General features: G+C 70.8%; 21 protein-coding genes. 10 read left to right on the top strand and 11 right to left on the bottom strand.

Annotation, left to right across the window (positions count from 1 at the left end; all coding sequences use genetic code 11):
• Window positions 1-83: 83 nt before the first annotated feature.
• The 3 genes from ABD437_RS24555 to mscL all read left to right on the top strand — a co-directional run bounded on the left by ABD437_RS24555 (window position 84) and on the right by mscL (window position 1,678).
• A complete protein-coding gene (locus ABD437_RS24555) occupies window positions 84-434 on the top strand; it encodes an FmdB family zinc ribbon protein (protein WP_344651263.1) in 351 nt (116 codons plus the stop codon).
• A 141-nt stretch (window positions 435-575) separates the two neighbouring features.
• Window positions 576-1,211 carry a hypothetical protein gene (locus ABD437_RS24550; RefSeq protein WP_344651262.1) on the top strand — a complete coding sequence of 212 codons (636 nt, stop codon included), beginning with the start codon at window positions 576-578 and terminating at the stop codon, window positions 1,209-1,211.
• 71 nt (window positions 1,212-1,282) lie between these two features.
• The gene (gene mscL / locus ABD437_RS24545; protein ID WP_344651261.1) at window positions 1,283-1,678 is read left to right on the top strand and encodes a large conductance mechanosensitive channel protein MscL; all 396 of its coding nucleotides are present in this window, start codon (window positions 1,283-1,285) and stop codon (window positions 1,676-1,678) included.
• Window positions 1,679-1,694: 16 nt separating this feature from the next.
• Here mscL and ABD437_RS24540 read toward each other — a convergent pair whose 3' ends face one another.
• Both ABD437_RS24540 and ABD437_RS24535 read right to left on the bottom strand, forming a co-directional pair.
• Entirely contained in the window at window positions 1,695-1,862 is a 168-nt protein-coding gene (locus ABD437_RS24540) for a hypothetical protein (RefSeq protein ID WP_344651260.1), read from the bottom strand.
• A gap of 77 nt (window positions 1,863-1,939) precedes the next feature.
• Window positions 1,940-4,573, bottom strand: a complete 2,634-nt coding sequence (locus tag ABD437_RS24535; protein ID WP_425558223.1) for a penicillin acylase family protein — start codon at window positions 4,571-4,573, stop codon at window positions 1,940-1,942.
• A gap of 232 nt (window positions 4,574-4,805) precedes the next feature.
• Between ABD437_RS24535 and ABD437_RS24530 the strand changes: the two genes are divergently transcribed.
• Window positions 4,806-5,807 (top strand): MBL fold metallo-hydrolase, encoded by a 1,002-nt coding sequence (locus ABD437_RS24530; protein WP_344651259.1) that lies wholly within the window; start codon window positions 4,806-4,808, stop codon window positions 5,805-5,807.
• Between the two features lie 43 nt (window positions 5,808-5,850).
• Here the strand turns inward: ABD437_RS24530 and ABD437_RS24525 are convergent, their stop codons facing one another.
• Window positions 5,851-6,531, bottom strand: a complete 681-nt coding sequence (locus ABD437_RS24525) for a TetR/AcrR family transcriptional regulator (protein ID WP_344651258.1) — start codon at window positions 6,529-6,531, stop codon at window positions 5,851-5,853.
• A gap of 536 nt (window positions 6,532-7,067) precedes the next feature.
• Here ABD437_RS24525 and ABD437_RS24520 point away from each other — a divergent pair.
• The 5 genes from ABD437_RS24520 to ABD437_RS24500 all read left to right on the top strand — a co-directional run bounded on the left by ABD437_RS24520 (window position 7,068) and on the right by ABD437_RS24500 (window position 12,130).
• Window positions 7,068-8,270: an amino acid deaminase/aldolase gene (locus ABD437_RS24520; RefSeq protein WP_344651376.1), complete on the top strand. Its 1,203-nt coding sequence runs from the start codon at window positions 7,068-7,070 to the stop codon at window positions 8,268-8,270.
• 28 nt (window positions 8,271-8,298) lie between these two features.
• Window positions 8,299-9,609, top strand: coding sequence for a D-arabinono-1,4-lactone oxidase (locus ABD437_RS24515; protein ID WP_344651257.1), 1,311 nt, complete (start codon window positions 8,299-8,301; stop codon window positions 9,607-9,609).
• A 58-nt stretch (window positions 9,610-9,667) separates the two neighbouring features.
• Window positions 9,668-9,946: a hypothetical protein gene (locus ABD437_RS24510; RefSeq protein WP_344651256.1), complete on the top strand. Its 279-nt coding sequence runs from the start codon at window positions 9,668-9,670 to the stop codon at window positions 9,944-9,946.
• A 199-nt stretch (window positions 9,947-10,145) separates the two neighbouring features.
• A complete protein-coding gene (locus ABD437_RS24505) occupies window positions 10,146-11,153 on the top strand; it encodes a glycosyltransferase family 2 protein (protein ID WP_344651255.1) in 1,008 nt (335 codons plus the stop codon).
• On the top strand, window positions 11,150-12,130 hold the full coding sequence (locus tag ABD437_RS24500) for a lysylphosphatidylglycerol synthase domain-containing protein (RefSeq protein WP_344651254.1): 981 nt from the start codon (window positions 11,150-11,152) through the stop codon (window positions 12,128-12,130). Before ABD437_RS24505 ends, ABD437_RS24500 begins: the two co-directional genes overlap by 4 nt.
• Before the next feature lie 100 nt (window positions 12,131-12,230).
• Here the strand turns inward: ABD437_RS24500 and ABD437_RS24495 are convergent, their stop codons facing one another.
• The 3 genes from ABD437_RS24495 to ABD437_RS24485 all read right to left on the bottom strand — a co-directional run bounded on the left by ABD437_RS24495 (window position 12,231) and on the right by ABD437_RS24485 (window position 14,656).
• Window positions 12,231-13,004 (bottom strand): class I SAM-dependent methyltransferase, encoded by a 774-nt coding sequence (locus tag ABD437_RS24495; protein WP_344651253.1) that lies wholly within the window; start codon window positions 13,002-13,004, stop codon window positions 12,231-12,233.
• A gap of 25 nt (window positions 13,005-13,029) precedes the next feature.
• Window positions 13,030-14,139 carry a glycosyltransferase gene (locus ABD437_RS24490; protein ID WP_344651252.1) on the bottom strand — a complete coding sequence of 370 codons (1,110 nt, stop codon included), beginning with the start codon at window positions 14,137-14,139 and terminating at the stop codon, window positions 13,030-13,032.
• Window positions 14,140-14,341: 202 nt separating this feature from the next.
• Window positions 14,342-14,656 (bottom strand): hypothetical protein, encoded by a 315-nt coding sequence (locus ABD437_RS24485; RefSeq protein ID WP_344651251.1) that lies wholly within the window; start codon window positions 14,654-14,656, stop codon window positions 14,342-14,344.
• 426 nt (window positions 14,657-15,082) lie between these two features.
• Here ABD437_RS24485 and ABD437_RS24480 point away from each other — a divergent pair, with 426 nt between their 5' ends.
• The gene (locus ABD437_RS24480; protein ID WP_344651250.1) at window positions 15,083-15,373 is read left to right on the top strand and encodes a hypothetical protein; all 291 of its coding nucleotides are present in this window, start codon (window positions 15,083-15,085) and stop codon (window positions 15,371-15,373) included.
• Between the two features lie 48 nt (window positions 15,374-15,421).
• On the opposite strand, the gene ABD437_RS24475 is transcribed toward ABD437_RS24480, so the two are convergent.
• From ABD437_RS24475 to ABD437_RS24455, 5 genes are all read right to left on the bottom strand, one after another.
• Complete coding sequence (locus ABD437_RS24475) at window positions 15,422-17,023, bottom strand: phospholipase D family protein (RefSeq protein ID WP_344651249.1); 1,602 nt, start codon at window positions 17,021-17,023, stop codon at window positions 15,422-15,424.
• A 47-nt stretch (window positions 17,024-17,070) separates the two neighbouring features.
• Window positions 17,071-17,553, bottom strand: a complete 483-nt coding sequence (locus tag ABD437_RS24470) for a MarR family winged helix-turn-helix transcriptional regulator (protein ID WP_344651248.1) — start codon at window positions 17,551-17,553, stop codon at window positions 17,071-17,073.
• A 104-nt stretch (window positions 17,554-17,657) separates the two neighbouring features.
• Window positions 17,658-18,143, bottom strand: coding sequence for a DUF421 domain-containing protein (locus tag ABD437_RS24465; protein WP_344651247.1), 486 nt, complete (start codon window positions 18,141-18,143; stop codon window positions 17,658-17,660).
• Between the two features lie 10 nt (window positions 18,144-18,153).
• Window positions 18,154-18,672, bottom strand: coding sequence for a hypothetical protein (locus ABD437_RS24460; protein ID WP_344651246.1), 519 nt, complete (start codon window positions 18,670-18,672; stop codon window positions 18,154-18,156).
• Between the two features lie 8 nt (window positions 18,673-18,680).
• The gene (locus ABD437_RS24455) at window positions 18,681-19,106 is read right to left on the bottom strand and encodes a MarR family winged helix-turn-helix transcriptional regulator (protein WP_344651245.1); all 426 of its coding nucleotides are present in this window, start codon (window positions 19,104-19,106) and stop codon (window positions 18,681-18,683) included.
• Window positions 19,107-19,160 lie beyond the last annotated feature (54 nt).

The raw sequence follows: 19,160 nt of genomic DNA, 5'->3' as shown, positions 1-19,160 counted from the left end.
CGCTGGCGCGAAGACGCGGAATACCGCACACTTAGCACTCGTTCGATCTGAGTGCCAATGAGGTTCCATCGGAGGAGGCGGCCGTGCCGACCTACCAATACAAGTGCACGGCCTGCGGCCACCGACTCGACGCGGTTCAGTCGTTCTCCGACGCTCCGCTGAGCGTGTGCCCGGAGTGCCAGGGCGAGCTGCGGAAGCTGTTCTCGTCCGTGGGTGTGGTGTTCAAGGGGTCGGGCTTCTACCGCACCGACTCGCGGTCGGGTTCGACCAGCTCGGAGCCGGCGAAGAGCAGCTCGTCCTCGGACTCGTCGTCGTCTTCCTCGACGAAGTCGGACAGCTCCTCCTCGTCGTCGAGCTCGTCCTCGAGTTCGTCGTCGTCCAGCTCGACGTCTTCGGGCAGCAGCAGCAGTTCCTCGTCGAAGGCCGCGGTCTAGTTCTCTGCGGTTACCAGCCGGTCCCTAGCAGGTGGGGGCCGGCTGGTCGCGTTGTGCACCGGGGTGCGTGTCGTCCACAGGGTGTTCGGTGGGGCGTGGTTCGGGCCGTGCCGCCGGTCTAGCGTCGGCGCGGGAGGTGCGATGCGGCGGGCGGAGCGGTTGGACGCACCCCGGGTCTGGCTGCCGCGCGGCGGCCGGCGCGGGTGGGTACGTGCGGCGTGCGTGGTCACGCTGGTGGTGGCCGCAGGCGCGATCCTGCTGCTCCCGTACGCCGACGTCGGACAAGGCGGTATTTCGGCGGAGCCGGAGGCCGGACGGTCGGCGGGGCCTGGGGCTGACCGCTCGGCCGGCCCGGGGCCTGAGCGCTCGGCGGAACCCGGTGCTGAGGGCTCGGCGGGGCCGGGTGGCGCGAGCGCGGTGGCGGGTGGGGGTGGGCCGGCCGCGCGTGAGGCGGGTGCGCCTGGGTCGGGCTCGCTGCCGGCGTGCCGTTCGGGCGAGTTCGCCCCTCCGCGCGGGGCCGTCGGCTTCCCGCTGCGGCTACCGGATCCAGCCGTCCTCGCGGTGCTGCACGCCGGGCAACACGTCGACGTCCTCGTGCCCTCCGGCGGCGCCACCGCGGCCGTCGTCGCCGCCGACCTGCCCGTACTCTGCGGCGATGGCACGTCCGGCGAACCCGACGGCGTCCTCTACCTGGCGGCGTCGGCGGCGCAGGCCACCGCCCTGGCGGCGATCGGCCCGGGCGCCCGACCCTCCGTTACAGTGCGGTCGCCTCGATGATGCTTCGACCGGCCGTCGGCGAGGCATAGAGCAACCGGCCCCTCCGTACGAGAGCAAGAGGACACTGCGCGATGTTCAAGGGATTCCGCGACTTCATCCGCCGCGGCAACGTGGTCGACCTGGCCGTCGGTGTGGTGATCGGTGCCGCGTTCACCGGGCTGGTCACGCAGTTCGGCAACTCGTTCCTGAAGCCGCTGATTCAGCTGATCACCGGCGGCAAGAAGGTCGGCGGCACGTTCGAGATCAACAAGGTGATATTCGACTACGGCGCGTTCATCACCGCGCTGATCGTTTTCGCCCTCACCGCCGCGGCGCTGTACTTCATCGTGGTGGCCCCGATGAACCGGCTCAACGAGCTGCGCCGCCGTGGCCAGGAGCCCGAGCCCGAGGCCCCGAGCGAGGAGATCGTGCTCCTCACCGAGATCCGGGACGCGCTCCGCGAGAACGGCGGCGGCCGCCGCTTCTGAGCCGCCGGCGAACCGCTCACTCCCAGTGGGGTGGGCGGTTTTCTATGAGCTCCAGATCGCGAAGTCGGCTCGACGCCGCCGCACGCCAGTCGGTGCTGTCCGTGTCGTCGGCGGTCTGATCGGGAAGTACGACGATGTCGGTGTCGTCGATCATCGGGACCTCACGCTCGTCGTCCCACGCCATGCTCGTCAGTCTCCTTCTCCGGCACGACTCACCCCTGCGGAACCACCCTACGCGGCCCGCGACACCCCTGAATCCCGTCAGGGAGTCAGTTTCTGGACATACCGCGCCCCGCGCCGGATCTCCTCCCGGTCCCATCTCATCGGCGTTGTCCGACCGTTCCGCCAGAGTTCAACCTGATCGGTGTAGTGATCGGAGAACGCGTGCCCGGACTGCCCGGTGAGGTTCACCCAGCGTGACCGGTCGAGGTCGGCCAGGTCGACGACCATCCGCATCGACGGCACCCAGGACACCTCGTACCCCTCGGCCGGTGTCCACCCGGTCGCGTCGACGATGCTGCTCCCGCCACCCACCGGGTACGGACCCCGGTTGAACAGCGCCTCGATCACCCCGATACCGGACGTGCCGAACGACTGGTTGCGGATCGTCAGCGTGTGCAGGTCGCCCCAGCGCCAGGCGGAGACGTCGTCGCCGAGGCGTGCGGTGAGTTCGTCGGCGGCGTCGGTGAGGGCCTCGCGGAGCACGTCGTCGCGCTGCTCGACCGCGCTCGTGCCCTTGGCGTCCCACCAGGGCGAGTCGGGGTCCTGGACGAGTTCGCTCACCACCAGGAACCATCGGCCGCCGCCGTCCGGCGTCAGGTCGTCCGGCAGTTCGTCAAACGTGCGCAGCAACAGGTGTCGCCAGACCGCGTTGAAGTAGGCCGCGCCGGCCGAGCTCTCCGTCTGGTGCAGATCCCACCGGTTCAGCAGGTCCCGGGCGGGTCGGGCCGACGCGGGTACGTTCCCCACTTTGGTGAGCACCGGCACCAGGGCGGCGGCGGCCGCGCTCCACGAGTCCATCTGGATCGCGGTCATGTCGTCGGCGTCGAGCGGGCCGGCGGCGGACCGGGCCTGGATCAGCGCGTCGATGCGGGCGCTGCGGTACCCGGTGTCCCAGTCGTAGCCGAGCACCGGGCCGGCGCCTTCACGGACCGGGGCCTGGTTCGCGGTGACGATGTACCCGGCGGGCGGGTTGTACGTGTAGGGCAGCTGCTCGAACGGGACCGTGCCGACCCAGTCGTAGCTGGGGTTCCAACCCGGCGCCGGGAAGAGGCCGTCGCCGCTGCCGCGGATCGGGATCGTTCCCGGCGCCTGGTAGCCGATGTTGCCGTCGACGTCGGCGTAGACCATGTTCTGCGCGGGAACCGCGAAGAGCTTCGCGGCGGCGCGGAACTCGTCGAAGTTGGCGACCCGGTTCAGCGCGAACAGCGCGTCGGCGGTGCGGCCCGGCTGGAGCGCGGTCCAGCTCAGCGCCACCGCGTAGGCCGGGTTGGCGGTCTGCGGCTCCTGGGTGGGCACACCCTGGGCGTCGACACCGGGTTCGGCACCGATCGCGCGCAGGTCGGCGTCCTGATCGGACAGCAGCGGGCCGTGCACGGTGCTGCGGACGGTGAGCGAGACGTCGTCACCGCCGGCGACCTTGATCCGCTCGGTGCGGGTCACCAGCGGCACCTGTTCGCCGTCGCGCTCGTAGGTGTCGCCCCGGACGCGCTCCAGGAACAGGTCGGTGACGTCGGGGCCGAGGTTGGTGAAGCCCCAGGCGACCCGGGCGTTGTGGCCGATGACGACGCCGGGCACACCGGAGAAGCTGAACCCGGAGACGTCGAACGGGCAGGCGGCGCCGACCGTGGTGCAGTGCAGGCCGACCTGGTACCAGACCGACGGCATCGCCGGGCCGAGGTGCGGGTCGTTGGCCAGCAGCGGCTTGCCGGTGGCGGTCTTGCTCCCGCCGACGACCCAGGAGTTCGACCCGATGCCGTCGCCGGTGCCGAGCAGCTGGGGCAGGCGCCCGAGGCCGGCGCCGAGCGTGTCGAGCCGTCCGCCCAGGCCGCGGAGCACGGCACGGACCGTGGCCTCGTCGCCGGTCTCCGGTGAGCCGCCACCGCCGCCGGCCGTGCGACGGGTGGCCGGCGCGTCCTTCCGCTCCTGCGGCACGACGGCCTTCGGTTGGAACGTGCCGTCCACGACCGCACCGGACGTCACGATCGGCGGGTTCGACTGATACGGGTACTCGGGGTAGAGCTCGTTGATCTGCTCCCAGTCGAGGCCAGCGGCGAGCAGCTGTGCGCGCTCGAGCTCGTCGCCCATGTTGCTGCGCAGGTCCCAGGCCATCGCCTTGAGCCAGGAGAGGCTGTCGACCGGCGTCCAGCGCTCGATCTCGTACCCCGAGTTCTGCAGCCCCAGCACCGCGTACTCCAGGCTGGCCGAGCGGCCGGAGTGCTCGCCGATCCACGCGTTGACGCCGTCGGCGTAGGCCTGCAGCCAGCGCCTGCTCTCGGGCGAGAGCAGCGGCAGCTCCTGCTCGGCGACGCGACGCCAGCCCATCGTCCGGATGTACTTGTCGGTGGCGACCTGGGAGGGGCCGAAGAGCTCGGCGAGCCGCCCGGCCGTGACGTGCCGCCGGAAATCCATCTCCCAGAACCGGTCGACCGCGTGCAGGTAGCCCTCCGCGCGGAACAGGTCGTCGGCGTTCCGCGCGTAGACCTGCGGGATGCCCTGGGCGTCCCGGTAGACCTGAACGTCGGCGTCGAGGCCGGGCACCCGCACGGTGCCGGTGTAATCGGGCAGCGACGCGCGGATCGTGAAGTACACCGCTCCCCCGGCGGCACTGGCCCCGACGACCAGGACGACGAGGAGAGAAAGGCCGATCCGGCGCAGAACCCTAGCGACGTTCACAGACGGCGACCCTAAGGCCTGCGGGGTCAGGATTGACCGCTACCGGCCGACGCTGTGGAAAAGCCCGGTCGCGGATGACCACGAGTCGTCCGATACCCACCGGGCCGGTGGACAACCGCGGACGGTTCGCCGTCCGTGGTTAGCCTGGACGTACTGGATCCTCAGCGCCGACAGCGTCGCCGGCGCGCGCCGCCGGAGCACCTCCGGGGCGCTCGCGGAGAGGGGTTGGCCCATGCTTGACGCCGATCGACTGGCCCGAGCTCGTCGCACCCGCCTGAACGCCGATCGCCGCCGCCGCGGCGAGCGCGTCTGGCCCGAGTCTTTCGCCGACCGTCTCACCAGCCCGCTGCCCGGGCCGCGGGAGCAGTTCCAGCTGTTCCGTCGCGGCCGCCCCCGGGTCGACCGCGCCGACGCCGTCCACATCCCGATCGACCGGTCCGGGTTCGTCCGGGCCGCCAACCAGGACCAGGTCGTCGTCACCTGGGTCGGGCACGCGTCGTTCGTGGTGCAGATCGGCGGCCTCACCGTCCTCACCGACCCGATCTGGTCGGACGCCATGCCGGGGGTCAGCCGCCGCGTGACGCCACCGGGGGTGGCCTGGTCCGAGCTGCCACCGATCGACGCGGTGGTGATCAGCCACAACCACTACGACCACCTCGACGCCCCCACGATCCGTCGGCTCCCGCGCGACACCCCGGTCCTCGTTCCGGCCGCCCTCGGCGAGTGGTTCACCCGGCGGGGCTTCACCGAGGTCACCGAGTTCGACTGGTGGGAGTCGACGGTGCTGGCCGGCGTCACGTTCGGCTTCGTGCCCGCGCACCACTGGAGCCGGCGCTCGCTCACCGACACGTGCAAGACGCTCTGGGGCGGGTGGGTGCTCACCGACGACGCCGGCCGGCGGATCTACTTCGCCGGCGACACCGGCTACGGCACCTGGTTCACCGAGATCGGCCAGCGGTACCCGGGCATCGATCTGGCGATGCTGCCGATCGGCGCGTACCACCCACGCTGGTTCATGCAGCCGGTGCACATGGATCCGGAGGAGGCCGTGCGCGCCTGCGGTGATCTGGGCGCGACGCGGATGGCGACGATGCACTGGGGCACGTTCGTGCTCACTGGTGAGCCGCTCACCGAGCCACGCGAGAAGGCCCAGCAGGCCTGGGCCGCGGCCGAGCGTCCCCGTGAGCACCTCTGGGATCTGGCCGTCGGCGAGTCCCGGGAACTCCCCCGCTGACCCACCGTGCGGCGCCTCCGTGGTGAGGCGCCGCGCGCGGCGGTCAGGCCCGGTCGGTCGCGCCCGGCGTGCTCTCGGCGCCGCCCAGCTGCACGTAGCCCTCGAGGTGGATGCGGAGCATCCGGCGCCCCTGCTGGAGCACCTCCTCATCACCCTCCGGCGAGCGGCTGAACGCGAACTTGATCAGCGCGTCCGCCACCTTCGTGGTCGTCAGCAGCGCGAGCCGCAGCGCCGAGGTGTCGCGCACCCCGAACCGGGCGTGCAGCAGGCTCGCGATCCGGCTCGCGACGACCGAGTCGTTGTCCTGCGTCGGGTCGAGCAGGTGGGTGTCGACGATGTCGCCGAACCGCACCGCGCGGAACCCCGGGTGGTGGCGGCAGAGGTCGACGTAGACGTCGAACGCGACGTCGACGGTGTCCCACCAGTGCTTGAACCGGTCGTCGCCGAGCGCCTCGTCCAGTCGTTCCGCGAACACCGCCAGGTTCCGGGCGGAGAGCGCCTTCACCGCCGCCCGCTTGTCGGCGAAGAACTGGTAGAACGAGCCCGGCGAGACCCGGGCCCGGCGGGCGATCAGGCTGGTCGTCGTCGCCTCGTAACCGCGCTCGGCCACCAGGTCACCGGCCGCGTCGAGGATCCGCTCCACCCGCTGGCGGCTGCGCTGCTGGCTGGGCAACCGACGGAGCGGTTCCGACGCCGCGCTCTCCGCGAGCCACACCTGGGCCACCGACTCGCTCTCCTTGGTCCCATCACGTCCCTGACCGCCCCCGGGCCCCCGTCTTGTCCCGGGCCGAGCCCCCGCGCGGGCTCCGAGTGGCCCTGACGGCTTTCCGGGGATCTGCGACGTCTGTCGGACTGTGGTCACACCCTGAGTATCTACTGAGAAGTCGCTTCGGAGGGGCACAGCCAGACTTAGGCTGTGCACCGGCCCGATCCGGACCCGTGGACGAGCACTGGAGGCGCCGGATGGCACGGCCCGGCAACCCGCCCGGCGAATCGCCTGGTCAGGAGGGTTTTTCGGACCCGCCCGGCGCTCCGGACAACCGGACGACGGTGCCGATCGAGGCGGCCGGACCGGCCCCGGATCGGACGTCTACTCCGATAACACAGCGGCGTGGGCACCCGGCGCGCCACGATTTCGGCACGCCGGAGGAGGCGGAAACCGGAGTCGGTGTCACGTCTCCAGCTCGCCCCGATCACGCTCCGTATACCCTCGGCGAGGCCGCCGAAACGGAACATCCGCGATCCACCACGCCCGAGGCGATCTTCGCGCGGCTCGAGGCCGCCACCGCGCACCTCGAGCCCCCGTTCGCCGTTCTCGACCGCACCGCGTTCCGGGCGAACGCCGTGGCGCTCACCCGGCGCGCCGCCGGAACCCCGATCCGGATCGCCAGCAAGTCGCTGCGCTGCCGCACCGCGCTGATCGAGGCGCTCTCGCTCGACGGCTTCGCCGGGGTGCTGGCGTACGCGTTGCCCGAGGCGCTCTGGCTGGCCGAGGGGGACGGCGCGAGCGCGTTCAGCGACGTCGTCGTCGCCTACCCCACCGCCAACCGCGCCGCGCTGGCCCAGCTCACCCGGTCGGCCCAGCTGGCCGAGCGGGTCACGCTGATGATCGACTCGGTCGACCACCTGGACCTCATCGACCAGCTCGCCCCGCCGGGCCGTCGGCCGGAGATCCAGGTCTGCCTCGACCTCGACGCCTCCCTCCGGCTCGGGCGCCTGCACCTCGGTGTACGCCGGTCTCCGGTGCATACAGCGGCCGACGCGGCGGTGCTCGCGCGGCGGGTCGCGCTACGCAAAGGTTTCCGTATCACCGGGCTGATGTCGTACGAGGCGCAGATCGCCGGGGTCGGCGACAACCCCGGCCGGTTCGCGCGCGCGCTCGCGGTGCGCTGGATGCAGCGTCGCTCCTGGGCCGACCTGCTCGAACGCCGGGCGAAGATGGTCGAAGCCGTGCGGAGCACGCTGGAGCAGGTCAACCGGCCCCCGCTGCGGTTCGTCAACGCGGGTGGCACCGGAAGCGTCGAGAAGACCGCCGCGGACCCGTCGGTGACCGAGGTGGCCGCGGGCTCCGGGCTCTACGGCCCGACGCTGTTCGACACCTACCGTGCGTTCACGCCCCGGCCGGCCGCGATGTTCGCCACCCAGGTGGTGCGCCGGCCGGCCCGCGGCTGGGTGACCGTCGCCGGCGGTGGCTGGGTGGCCTCCGGCGAGCCCGGGCCCGACCGCGTACCCACCCCGGTTTATCCACCGGGTCTGACGTTCTCGCCCACCGAGATGGCCGGCGAGGTGCAGACTCCTCTGCAGGGCGAGGCGACCGCGTACCTCGAGCTCGGCGACCGGGTCTGGTTCCGCCACGCCAAAGCCGGCGAGCTCTGCGAACACGTCGACGTGTTGCACGTGGTCGACGGCGACCGGGTGGTGGACGTCGTTCCCACCTACCGGGGCGAAGGCAAGGCATTCTGAAAATCCCCATGGACTCCCGGAGTTGCCGATGACGGTGTTGTCGCCCGCGACCAACTGGGCGGGCAACGAGCACTGGGCCCCGACCGCGGTGGCTACCCCAGCGAGCGTCGCCGACCTGGCCGCGACCGTCCGCGACGCGCGCGAACGCGGCCTGCGGATCAAGCCGATCGGCGCGGCCCACTCGTTCACACCGATCGCCGCCACCGACGGCGTCCAGCTCAGCCTGGACGCGCTGGGCGGCGTCGTCCGCGGCGACGCGGAGACCGGGCTGGTGACGCTCCGCGGCGGGACGCGTCTGCGTGACATCCCGCGGCTCCTGGCGCCCTACGGGCTGAACATGACGAACCTCGGCGACATCGACGCCCAGTCGATCGCCGGCGCGATCTCCACCGGGACGCACGGCACCGGCGGCCGGTTCGGCGGCCTGTCCACCCAGGTACGCGGTCTGACGCTGGTGCTGGCCGACGGGTCGGTCGTCGACTGCGACGCGTCGACGGACCCGGAGCTGTTCGAGGCCGCCCGGCTCGGCCTGGGCGCGGTCGGCGTGATCGCCGCGGTGACGCTGCAGTGCGAGCCGGCGTTCCTGCTGCACGCGGTGGAGAAGCCGGTGCCGCTCGACGAGATGCTGGCCACCGTGCACGAGCGGGTCGAGGAACACGACCACGTCGAGTTCTTCTGGTTCCCGCACACGTCCGGAACGCTCTACAAACAGAACAACCGCCTCCCCGGCGACGCTCTGCGCAAACCGCTCTCGCGCGGGCGCGCCTGGTGGGACGACGAGTTCCTCTCGAACACCGTCTTCGCCTGGGCGTGCGAGCTCGGCCGGGCCGCTCCGGCGGCGATCCGGCCGATCGCGGCGGTGTCGGCGAAGGCGCTCGGGGCGCGGGAGTACATCGACCGGTCCGCGACCGTGCTGTGCACGCAGCGGCGGGTGCGGTTCCGCGAGTCCGAGTGGTCGATCCCCCGCGCGGCGCTCGGCGAGGCGCTCACCGAGATCCGGCGGCTGATCGAGCGACGCGGGTGGCGGATCTCGTTCCCGGTCGAGGTGCGGATGTCGGCCGCCGACGACCTCTGGCTCTCCACCGCCCACGGGCGCGACTCGGCGTACGTCGCGGTGCACCAGTACCACCGCACACCGCACGAGGAGTACTTTCGGGCCGTGCAGGAGATCATGCTCCCGCTGGAGGGGCGTCCCCACTGGGGAAAACTGCATTATCTGGACGCCGGCGAGCTGAGCGGCCGTTACCCGAGGTTCGGCGACTTCCTGGCCGTGCGCGACCGGGTCGACCCCGACCGCGCGTTCGGCAACGCGCACCTGCGTCAGGTGCTGGGCGACTGAGAAGTTTTGTCGGAGGGTAGTGGTTACATCGATGTAAGTAGCCACGAAGCCTTCGGAGGTGGAGATGCGAGCCGCCAGTAGATTGCACCGTTCGGCCGAGCCTTGCCGTCACTGCCGGGGTGGTCTGGTCGGGGCCGACCAGTGGGACGAGTGGTTCGCGCGGCGCGACGACGCCGAGTCGGCCTGGGCCGCGGAACACGGATCGCTCGACGGGTTCGATCTCGCCGAGCTGCTCGATTCCGCGCCCGACGGCGAGGTCGAGGTCGAGTGCACGAGCTGCGCGGGCACCGGCTTCCAGGCCCGGAGCGCTTCGCGTCGGCGTAGCCACGCCGCGTAACCCGGGCGCTACCCCGACGCATCCACCGAGTGGTCGTTTTTCGCTTGTTTGACCTCGTGTTTTCTTGGCGACCCATGGTGACCGGTTAAGCTGTCGCACGCTCCGACTAACCTGACGCTCGTCCGACCCGGACCAGTCGCACCGCAGCGCCGGACCAGCCGTGACGCCCGGCAGCCGCATCGAACCCCCGCGAGAGGCCATGAACGCCGACCCGACGACCACTCTCCCCGAGGCCGCCCCGCACGCCCGTCACGCCAGCATCAGCGGTGGCGATCCGGCTGACCCGCAGGCGTCGCTGAACGAGCTCGACCACGGGCCGAACACGCTCGACGCGACGATCGTGCTGCCCTGCTACAACGAGGGCCCGCACGTCCTGCTGGAGCTCGAGCGCATCACCAAGGCGATGGACGCCAGCGGCTTCCGTTACGAGCTGCTCGTCATCGACGACAAGTCGACCGACAACACGCTGCAGGTGCTGCAGGAAGCGCTGCCGCGGTTCCCGCGCATGCGGCTGATGCCGTTCCAGCGCAACGGCGGTTCGGGCACCGCGCGCCGCATCGGTAGCGCCGAGGCCTACGGACGCATCGTCGTCTGGACCGACTCGGACATGACGTACCCGAACGAGCGCATCCCCGAGTTCATCCAGTACCTGATCGACCACCCGGAGACCGACCAGGTCGTCGGCGCACGCACCACCGAGCAGGGCACGCACAAGATCCTGCGGGTGCCGGCCAAGTGGGTCATCCGGAAGGTCGCCGAGACGCTCGCCGGCACGAAGATCCCCGACCTCAACTCGGGTCTGCGTGCGTTCCGCCGCGACGTCTCGCTGCCCTACCTGCGGCTGCTGCCCCCCGGCTTCAGCTGCGTGACGACGATCACGCTGTCGTTCCTGAGCAACCAGCACACGGTCGACTACCTGCCGATCGACTACGCGAAGCGCGCCGGCACGTCGAAGTTCCACTTCGTCCGGGACGCGTACCGCTACATCCTGCAGGTCCTGCGGATGGTGATGTACTTCAACCCGATCAAGGTCCTGATGCCGCTGGCGCTGGTCCTGCTCGGTGTCGGCGTCACCAAGGCGATCGTCGACGTGATCGTCTACTTCTTCCGCATCACGACGAACTCGCTGCTGCTGATCGTCACCGGCCTGCTGATCGCGTCGGTCGCGCTGCTCGCCGACCTGATCGTGCGCTCGAGGGCGGATTGACCACGCCTGGTCCGGACGCACCGCGCAGCTCCCGCGCGGTGCTGTTCAACGGCGTGAAAGTCGCGCTGCTGCTGTTGATGCTGGGCTTCGCGGCCTGGTACCTGATCGACAACTGGCCCGAGGTCTCGCGGGCGCTGCGCCAGCTCTCGACGGCGCTGGCGGTCGCGTCGGTCGTGCCCGCCGTGCTGGCGATGGTCTGCGGCATGTTCGTCTGGCGGTCACTGCTCGCCGACCTGGGGTCGCGGTTGCCGGTGCTGGTCGCGGCGCGGATCTTCTTCGTCAGCCAGCTCGGCAAGTACCTGCCGGGTTCGGTGTGGTCGATCGCGACGCAGATCGAGCTCGGGCGGGCGCACAAGGTGCCACGTCGGGTCAGCCTGTCGGTCGGCATCCTGGGCCTGGCGCTCGTCGTCGCCGTCGGGTTCCCGATCGCGGCCGTGCTGCTCCCGCTGGGTGCGCCGGACGTCCTGGGCCGGTACTGGTGGGGCATGCTCGCGGTGCCGTTCGTGCTCGCGGCGCTGCACCCGGCGATCCTCGGCCCGCTCGTCGACCTGGCGTTCAAGATCCTGCGGCGTCCGCCGCTGCCGAAGCGTCCCAGTGGTCGGGGCATCACGATCGCGGCGGCGTGGCAGGCCGGAGTCTGGTTCTTCTTCGGGGTGCACGCCTGGCTGCTGCTGGTCGGGTTCGGTGCGCCGCCGCTGCGCGCGCTGGCGGTCGCGATCGGCGGCTACTCGTTGGCGTACTCGCTGGGCATGCTCGCGATCCCGGTTCCGGCCGGTGCGGGTGTGCGTGACCTCGCGCTGGTGGCCGCCTTCTCCGCGGTCGTGACCGTGGACCAGGCCCTGCTGGTCGCGCTCATTTCGCGGGTGATCCTCGCCGCGGTGGACGTCGGCCTGGCCGGTGGCCAGTACCTGGTCACCGCCCGCAAGGTGGCCCCGCCCACCGACGACCTGCCCGAACCCGCCAACACCCCCGCCTGAGGCGCAAAACGGGGCGCCGTCCAAGCGGACGGCGCCCTCGCGCTGCGCGGCCTGAAAGCGGCCCCAATTCGGCGGGCCCTGGCGCGCTGGAACGGGACCGCTAGGCGGGGCGGCGGCCGACCGCTACCAGCGCGGTGCCGCGGGTGGGCGCCAGGCGCTGGACGAAGATGAACGGGGCGGTGCCGAGCTTCACGACGTTGCCGGCCAAAGACCCCTTCGGCTGCAACTGCCGTCCGGAACTCGCGGTGCGCTCCTCGATGCTCTCCTCCGCGCCCTCGGTGACCGCCTTACCCTGCCGACGGGTCGCGATCCGGTTGCGGGCGCCCTCGAGGATGTAGCCGAGCGGCCAGCCGTACAGACGCACCTGGACGTCGACGAACCCGGCCTCGGTGAGCAGCTCGGTCATCTGCGCGGCCGAGTAACGACGGAAGTGACCGACCGCCTCGTCCCAGGCCCCCATCCGCTCCGGCCCGGCCGGCGTCGACAGCAGGATGTTGCCGCCCGGCTTCACCAGCGGCGCCCACCCGGCGAGTGCTCCCCGGTCGTCCTCGATGTGCTCGAGCACCTCGAACGCGCACACCAGGTCGTAGGTCTCCCCCGCCGGCAACTGCGTGTGGTCACCGTTGATAACCGTGCCGCCGACCGGCGTGATCCGCGAACTGGCCAGCGCGTACGACACCGGGTCGGGCTCGGCGGCGAGATAACGCGGCGTCATCGTGGCCAGCCGGGCACCGAAGCCACCGCCGCCGCACCCCAGCTCGAGGATCGTGGCGGGCTTGAGCCGCTCGACCGTCGGACGCACCACCGACCAACGCAGGTTGGCCCCGGGGGCCAGCGGCGGGGTGACCGCGTCGGCCACGCTCTGAGCAGTCATGAGGTCGCTTTCTCCGTCTCGAGTGTCATCGGGCGGGCGCCGGCTGCCGTACCCGGTCGAGCAGGCCGGCCACGACGCCGACCGCGGTGAAGTGTTCGAGGGCCCGCTCGTGCACCTGCCGACGGTGACGCTGGAGCAGCTCCCGGTCGTCGGCCAGTGTCCGCAGCGCGGCGGCCAGCGCGGACGCGTCACCCGGCGGCACGAACACCGCGGTGTCACCGAGCATCGCCCGCTGCGGCGGGGTGTCCGACGTCAGCACCGCGCAGCCCGCGGCCGCGCCCTGGTACACCTTCGTCGGGACGACGTTCTGCGCCTTAGCGGTGGTGCCGAAGATACCGAGGCTGACGTCGTGCCCGGCCACGAACGCCGGAAGCTCGTCGCCGCGCACCCAGTCGACCCAGGTGACGTTCCGGTTGGCCGCCGCTCGTCGCCGGCAGTCGGCGTGGTCCTGACCCTTGCCGACCATCGTCACCGCGATGCGCGGGTCGTCGGCGAGCTCGGCCAGCGCGTCACCGAGGTAGGCGGTGCCGTGCAGCGGGGTGAACAGGCCGACGAACACCACTCGGAGCTGCTCGTGGGTCGCGGTCTCGGCGCGGTACTGCGCGAACCACGGCTTCGTGGCCCCGACCGGAGTGACGACCGCGCGCGCCTGGACGTCGGCGGGCAGGGCGTCGAGATGTTCGGGCGTGTCGACCAGCACGACGTCGGCGCTGCCGAGGGCCTTGCGGTCGATCCACCGCAGCAGTTTCTGCTTGACCCCACCCGAGCCGGCCAGGCCCCGGTCGGTCGCCGTCCCTGACGCGGAAATCAGGTGATCAAGGACGATCGGCGTCTTCCGGAACAAGAATCGCGCCAGCCGGACGTCGAAGTGCCCCATGTACCCGACGAGCACCGCGTCGACCTGGCCGGCCTTCCGCGCACCGCGGATCAGCCGCGCCCAGCACCGCCCGAGCTGCCAGGCCAGAATCGGCAGCCGCCACGGCTGGCGCAACATCTGCACCCGCCCGGCCGTGTCGAGCGGCAGCGGGTCGTTGACCTCGACGACCTCTTCCCCGGACTCACGCAGCCCGTCGAGAAGCACCGCCACCCGAGGGTGCCGTTGCACGTCGTAAGTGCCGAAAGCCAGCCAGCGCACCGAGCCAGGCTACCGGGCACCCCCACCGTTCCCCGAATCCCGTGCCGCGCACCTTTCCGGGTGCGCTACCGGTCTGGACCCGACCGGCGGCACGGGGCCAATCGACCGTCGGACAGGTCGTCGCATCGACCGCGGCGCATCCGTGCCGCTCGCGCAGTCGGCGCCGTTCCTCGCGAGCCACGAAGGCTGAGCGATAAGGGTCTCAGCTCGTGAGCCGGACGTCGGTCACCGTCTGGGGCGGGGTGATCGAGAGCGTCTGCCCGGGGACGAACGTGACCGACGTCGCGCCCACCAGCCGACCTGCGTGTGAGCCGCTCACCACCCGGTAGACGCCCGGCAACGAACCGGGATTGCTTCCCACCCCGTCGAAGCAGCGGACGCCGACGCTGCTGTACACGCGCACGACCGTCGGGTCGGAACCGCAGGGAACCGGGCGGGCAGCGGCAGGTGCGGCGAACCCGATCGACGCCACCACGCCGGCGGCTGCGAGCGTCGCACTGACAACGGTCTTGCGCATGAGCAACTCCCAGGGCAGCAGCTTCCATTACCAGCGCACCGAGGAGACCAGCTCGGTCGTTCGGAGCGCGAGCAAAACGAACTGCCATGGCAGGGCCCTGCCGCTTCGGACAACGAGTGGTAGAGACCCCCGATTACTCACATGTCCGGACTGGCAGCGTCCTGCCATGGCAACCCCTGCCAACGGCGGCATCGGTGACACGCCGCGTTCCTCCCTGATCTCCTGACGTGGCCAGAACCGAGCACAGCACGGGGAGATTCACATGCGACGCGGACTCGGCATCCTTCTCGCGACCATCGCCCTCGCACTCTTCGGCGCGGTACCGATCACCACTTCATCGATCGACCCGGGCCCGTCGACGACAAACAGCACCGAATGGGGCGACCGCTAGTCCACCGGCGAATTCCGAATACTGGAAGGTGCGAAATGCGAGCGACTTTTCGTTTATTGGTGGCCGTCGGGTTGACCGGCGCGGCGATCGTGATCCCGGGGCAGGCGGCCACGGCCGATCCCTGCGGTGCCAGTAGCTACAAGAGCGGAAGCACGCAGTACGTGGCCTATCGCAACTGCGGGGAGAGCGTCTCGCGTCGAATGCGTGGGGTGATCGACGGCAGCCGGGGCCCCTGCCTGCAGGTTCCGGGCGCCACGTCCGGAGTCCTGCACTCGAAGAACATCGGCTCGGCGTCGCTGCGGCCGTGGGACCTCGTGGGTTGCTGACGCTCGTCCGTGCCCGGGTGTCCCGTCGACGGGACACCCGGGTCGGCGTCAGAAGTCGTCCTTGCGGCGCAGCTTGCGGGGACGGCCGTCCGGGTCGAGCAGGTACTGGTACAGGGGGTCGGCCCAGAATCCGGCCAGCGGTTTGAGCTTCTCCGGGGTGTACGGGCGCAGCCGGCCTTTCGGGCGCGGACCTGATTTCCCGTTCTGGTGCCAGGCGTCGAGCGCGTCGGCCGACTCCTTGAACGCACGGAACGCCGCCTGCGGGTCACTCAGGGCGTCGACCTCGTCTTTCTGCAGTTCCAAGTGTTCGGACGAGAGCAGGAGACGCAGGTCGCGGGCGTAGACGCGGGCGCCGTCGCCGAGCCCGGCCGGGTCCAGCGGTTCGCGCGGGTCGCGTTCCTCGTCGATCACCGCGCAGGAGAGCTCGGAGTCGTACGTCCAGGAGCGGCGGTTGAGGTTGTCGGAGCCGACCACGGCCCAGATGTCGTCGATCACGCAGACCTTGGCGTGGACGTACACCGGGGTGCCGTCGCGGTTCTCCGGGCCGTAGACGGCGACGCGGTCGGGGGCCACGGCGCGGAACTTCTCCAGCGCGCGGTTGCGGCCGAGGTTCTCGCCGGTCGTCGAGAGGCCGCCCTGGTCGGGAAAGGACGGCACGACCGCGATCAGGTGCAGGTCGGGGTTCGAGTTCAGCGCCTCGGCGAAGCACGCGGCGACGTCCTCCGACCAGAGGTACTGGTCCTCGAGGTAGATCAGGCTGCGTGCCCGTTTGAGCGCCTTGAGGTACGCGCGGGCGATGCTGCGCTCGCCGTCGGGCGCGAACGGGTAGCTGTTGCGCCGGCGATGCGGGTACGTGCGCAGGATCTGGACGGCGTGCGTGCCCCGCGGCGACGGGTCGTCCGGCTGTTCGGGCAGCGGGTCGGGCGTGATGTCACGGTGGGTGAGCAGGTCGCGGGCGACGCGCATCGGGTTGTTGGAGAGCGGGCTCGGGTCCTCCCAGCGTTCCCGGAACACCGTGTCGACGTCGCCGACGGCCGGTCCGCGCATCGCGACCTGGACGTCGTGCCAGGGCGGCTGGTCCCCGTAGACGTCGGGCATCGGCTGGGCCTGCGGGTCGCCCCGGTGGTCGGCGTCGTCGCGACGGCTGTGGCCGAGGTCGATGCCACCGACGTAGGCGATGTCGCGGTCGGAGTGGCCCGGATGCCTGATCACGACGAACTTCTGGTGGTGGGAGCCGCCGGTGCGCACCCGCATGTCGAGCAGCACCTCGCCGCCCGCCTCCTCGATCTCGACGCCGAGGTGGCGGTTCTCCTCGGCGCTGAACTGCAGCTTGTCGAGGTGGGAACGCCAGACCAGGCCCTTGACGACGACGCCCCGCCCGGCGGCCGCGGAGAACACGGAGCGGACCGTGCGGTCGGGTTCGGCCAGGAGTTCGTCGGGGTCGCCCCGCCAGTCGGTGAAGAAGAGGATGTCGCCCTGCTGGGCGGCCTCGATCTCGGTCAGCAGGTCAGCGAAGTACGTGGACCCGTGGACGAGCGGCCGCACCTCGTTGCCGGTCGTCCAGGCAGCGCCGTCGGGGTGCCGGGAATCGATCCGGGTCGAGGGGTTGCCGCGCTCGTCCGCGGTGAGGAACCAGTCGTCGAGGGGCATGGTTGCTCATTACCCCCTTCTCCGTGGATCGGCACACGCCCGGTCGGTCACACCGCGATCGGGGCCGGCGTGAGGCGGGTGCGTGTCGTGGCGTCGGCGACCGAGTCGGCGAAGCGGCGGAGCCCGCTGGCGAACCGCACGACGTCGTCGTCGGACCAGTCCTCCAGGCCACGCGAGATCAACTCGACCATCTGCGCCCGATGCACACGCAGCGTCTCGACGCCCGCGTCGGTGATCGCGAGCCGGTGCACGCGACGGTCGGCCGGGTCGGTGGCGCGGGCGACCAGGCCCGCCTCGATCAGCGCCGCGACCTGGCGACTGATGACCGACAGGTCCACCCGCAGCCGCTCGGCCAGGTCGCTGGCACGTTGCTCACCGTCGGTCGCGAGGATGCCGAGCGTCGGGATCGCGCCAGCCGCACCGACGCTGTTCGTCCCGACCGCCGGAACCACCCGGTGGAACTGACGCTTGATCTCGCCGATCGCGGGCAGCTGGTCGAGCAGCTGGGCGCAGGCCTCCTGCGACGCCATAACCGCCTCCTCATTAGTTGCTCTTACCAACCATACTGCGCGAGGCGTTCAAGTGACACTGTGAGCCCGCGCACTTTTGCCGCGAAGCATCACACAAGGGACGCTCAACCGCCCGCAGGCGGTGCTCCGCCGGCGCCGTTCGATCCGTTGTTGCCCCGCGCGAAGAACGAGATCTGTCCGTTGGTCTCCAGCACCGCCATCTTGATGTCGGCGAACCGCTCGAACCCCTCCGGCCGGGCGGCCGCGATCAGGTCGTCGAGGCTCAGGCGTTCCATCCGCATCGTCTCCGGCACCGGTTCGCCGTTCTCGACGACGACGTACGGGACGCCGTGCACGATCGGGCGGCTGCGCCGGTAGCGCCGCTGGATCCAGCCCAGCGCGATCGTCAGCAGCGCGAACACGCTGATCGCGAGGATGCCCGACGTCACCGAGTAGTCCTGCTGCGTGACCGCCTGCTGGATCAGGTCACCCATCGTCACGTAGAGCAGCAGTTCGAACGTGCTCAGCTCGCCCAGCGTGGTCCGGCCGACCGCACGCGTGATCAGCCAGAGGAACAAGAACATCACCAACGCGCGGTAGACGATCTCCATCAGCGGTCCTTCACGGAAGCAGCCACGTGCGGAACCCGACGTGGGTCAGCTGTCGACCAGCGATCAGCAGGCGCACCTGCCCGTCGGCGCCGAGCTGCGCGGACGGCTGGACGTACGCGTCGAAGCTCAGCCGGAAGTCGGTCCCGGACGGCCGGTCGAAAGTCAGATAGACGTACTCGCCGTCCGCGGTCTCGGCGGACGGTTCCGGGTCGAAGCCCTGACTCTCGAACAGTTCGAAGTACGTCGCGGTGACGGCGAGCTCGATGTCGTCGGAGAACCCGTTCGGGTGGTGCACCAGGACCCGCCACGGCGCGTCGAGGCCGGAGCGGGCCACGTGCGCGTACTGCACCGTCAGCGTGTAACCGTTCGCGGTGGCCCGCACCGCGCGTGACCGGACACCGAGCAGCCCGAGCGCTCCGAGCAGCACGACAAAGACCAGAATCGTCACGACGACGCGACGAAAAGCCAGTTTTCGGCGGACGCCTTTCGCGTCGGGGCGGACAGCGTCGGCCAGCAACGAATCGTCCACCCGGCCTCCTACGGGTCTCGCAACACCCGGACCAAAGCACGCAAAGCGGGCACCGCGCTCTCTAGGTGTTCTCTGTACCCCGGCTCCACCCGGCTAAGCGCGGCGTCGAGGTGGGCGCTCCAGGCCTGCTGGAGGCGCTCGAGGTTGCGGTAGGCCTGGTCGGTGAGCGTGAGGCGGGCGATCCGGCGGTCGCTCGGGTCGGCGTCGCGGGTCATCAGGTCACGCGCGACGAGGCTACGGACCGCCGCGCTGACGTTGCTGCTGCGCATGCGTAGTTCACGGGCCACCGTGCTCACGCTGACCCCGGGGTGCCGGCCGACGAAGCGCAGCACGTCGCGCTCGGACTCGGGCAGCGGGACGAGGTTCACTTCCGCGTGCGCGGCCGCTCGGAGCTGGCGCGAGACGTCGTGCAGCAGGCCTGAGAGCAGCGCCACAGGCTCGGGCTCTGTCGACTCCCCGGACATACGTCGATACTAACTTATGTATGA

Origin of the sequence: Cryptosporangium japonicum, from assembly GCF_039524755.1 — a bacterium.
Lineage (GTDB): Bacteria > Actinomycetota > Actinomycetes > Mycobacteriales > Cryptosporangiaceae > Cryptosporangium > Cryptosporangium japonicum.
Note: the sequence above shows the minus strand (reverse complement) of the source record. Positions and strands in the feature narration are given on the sequence as shown.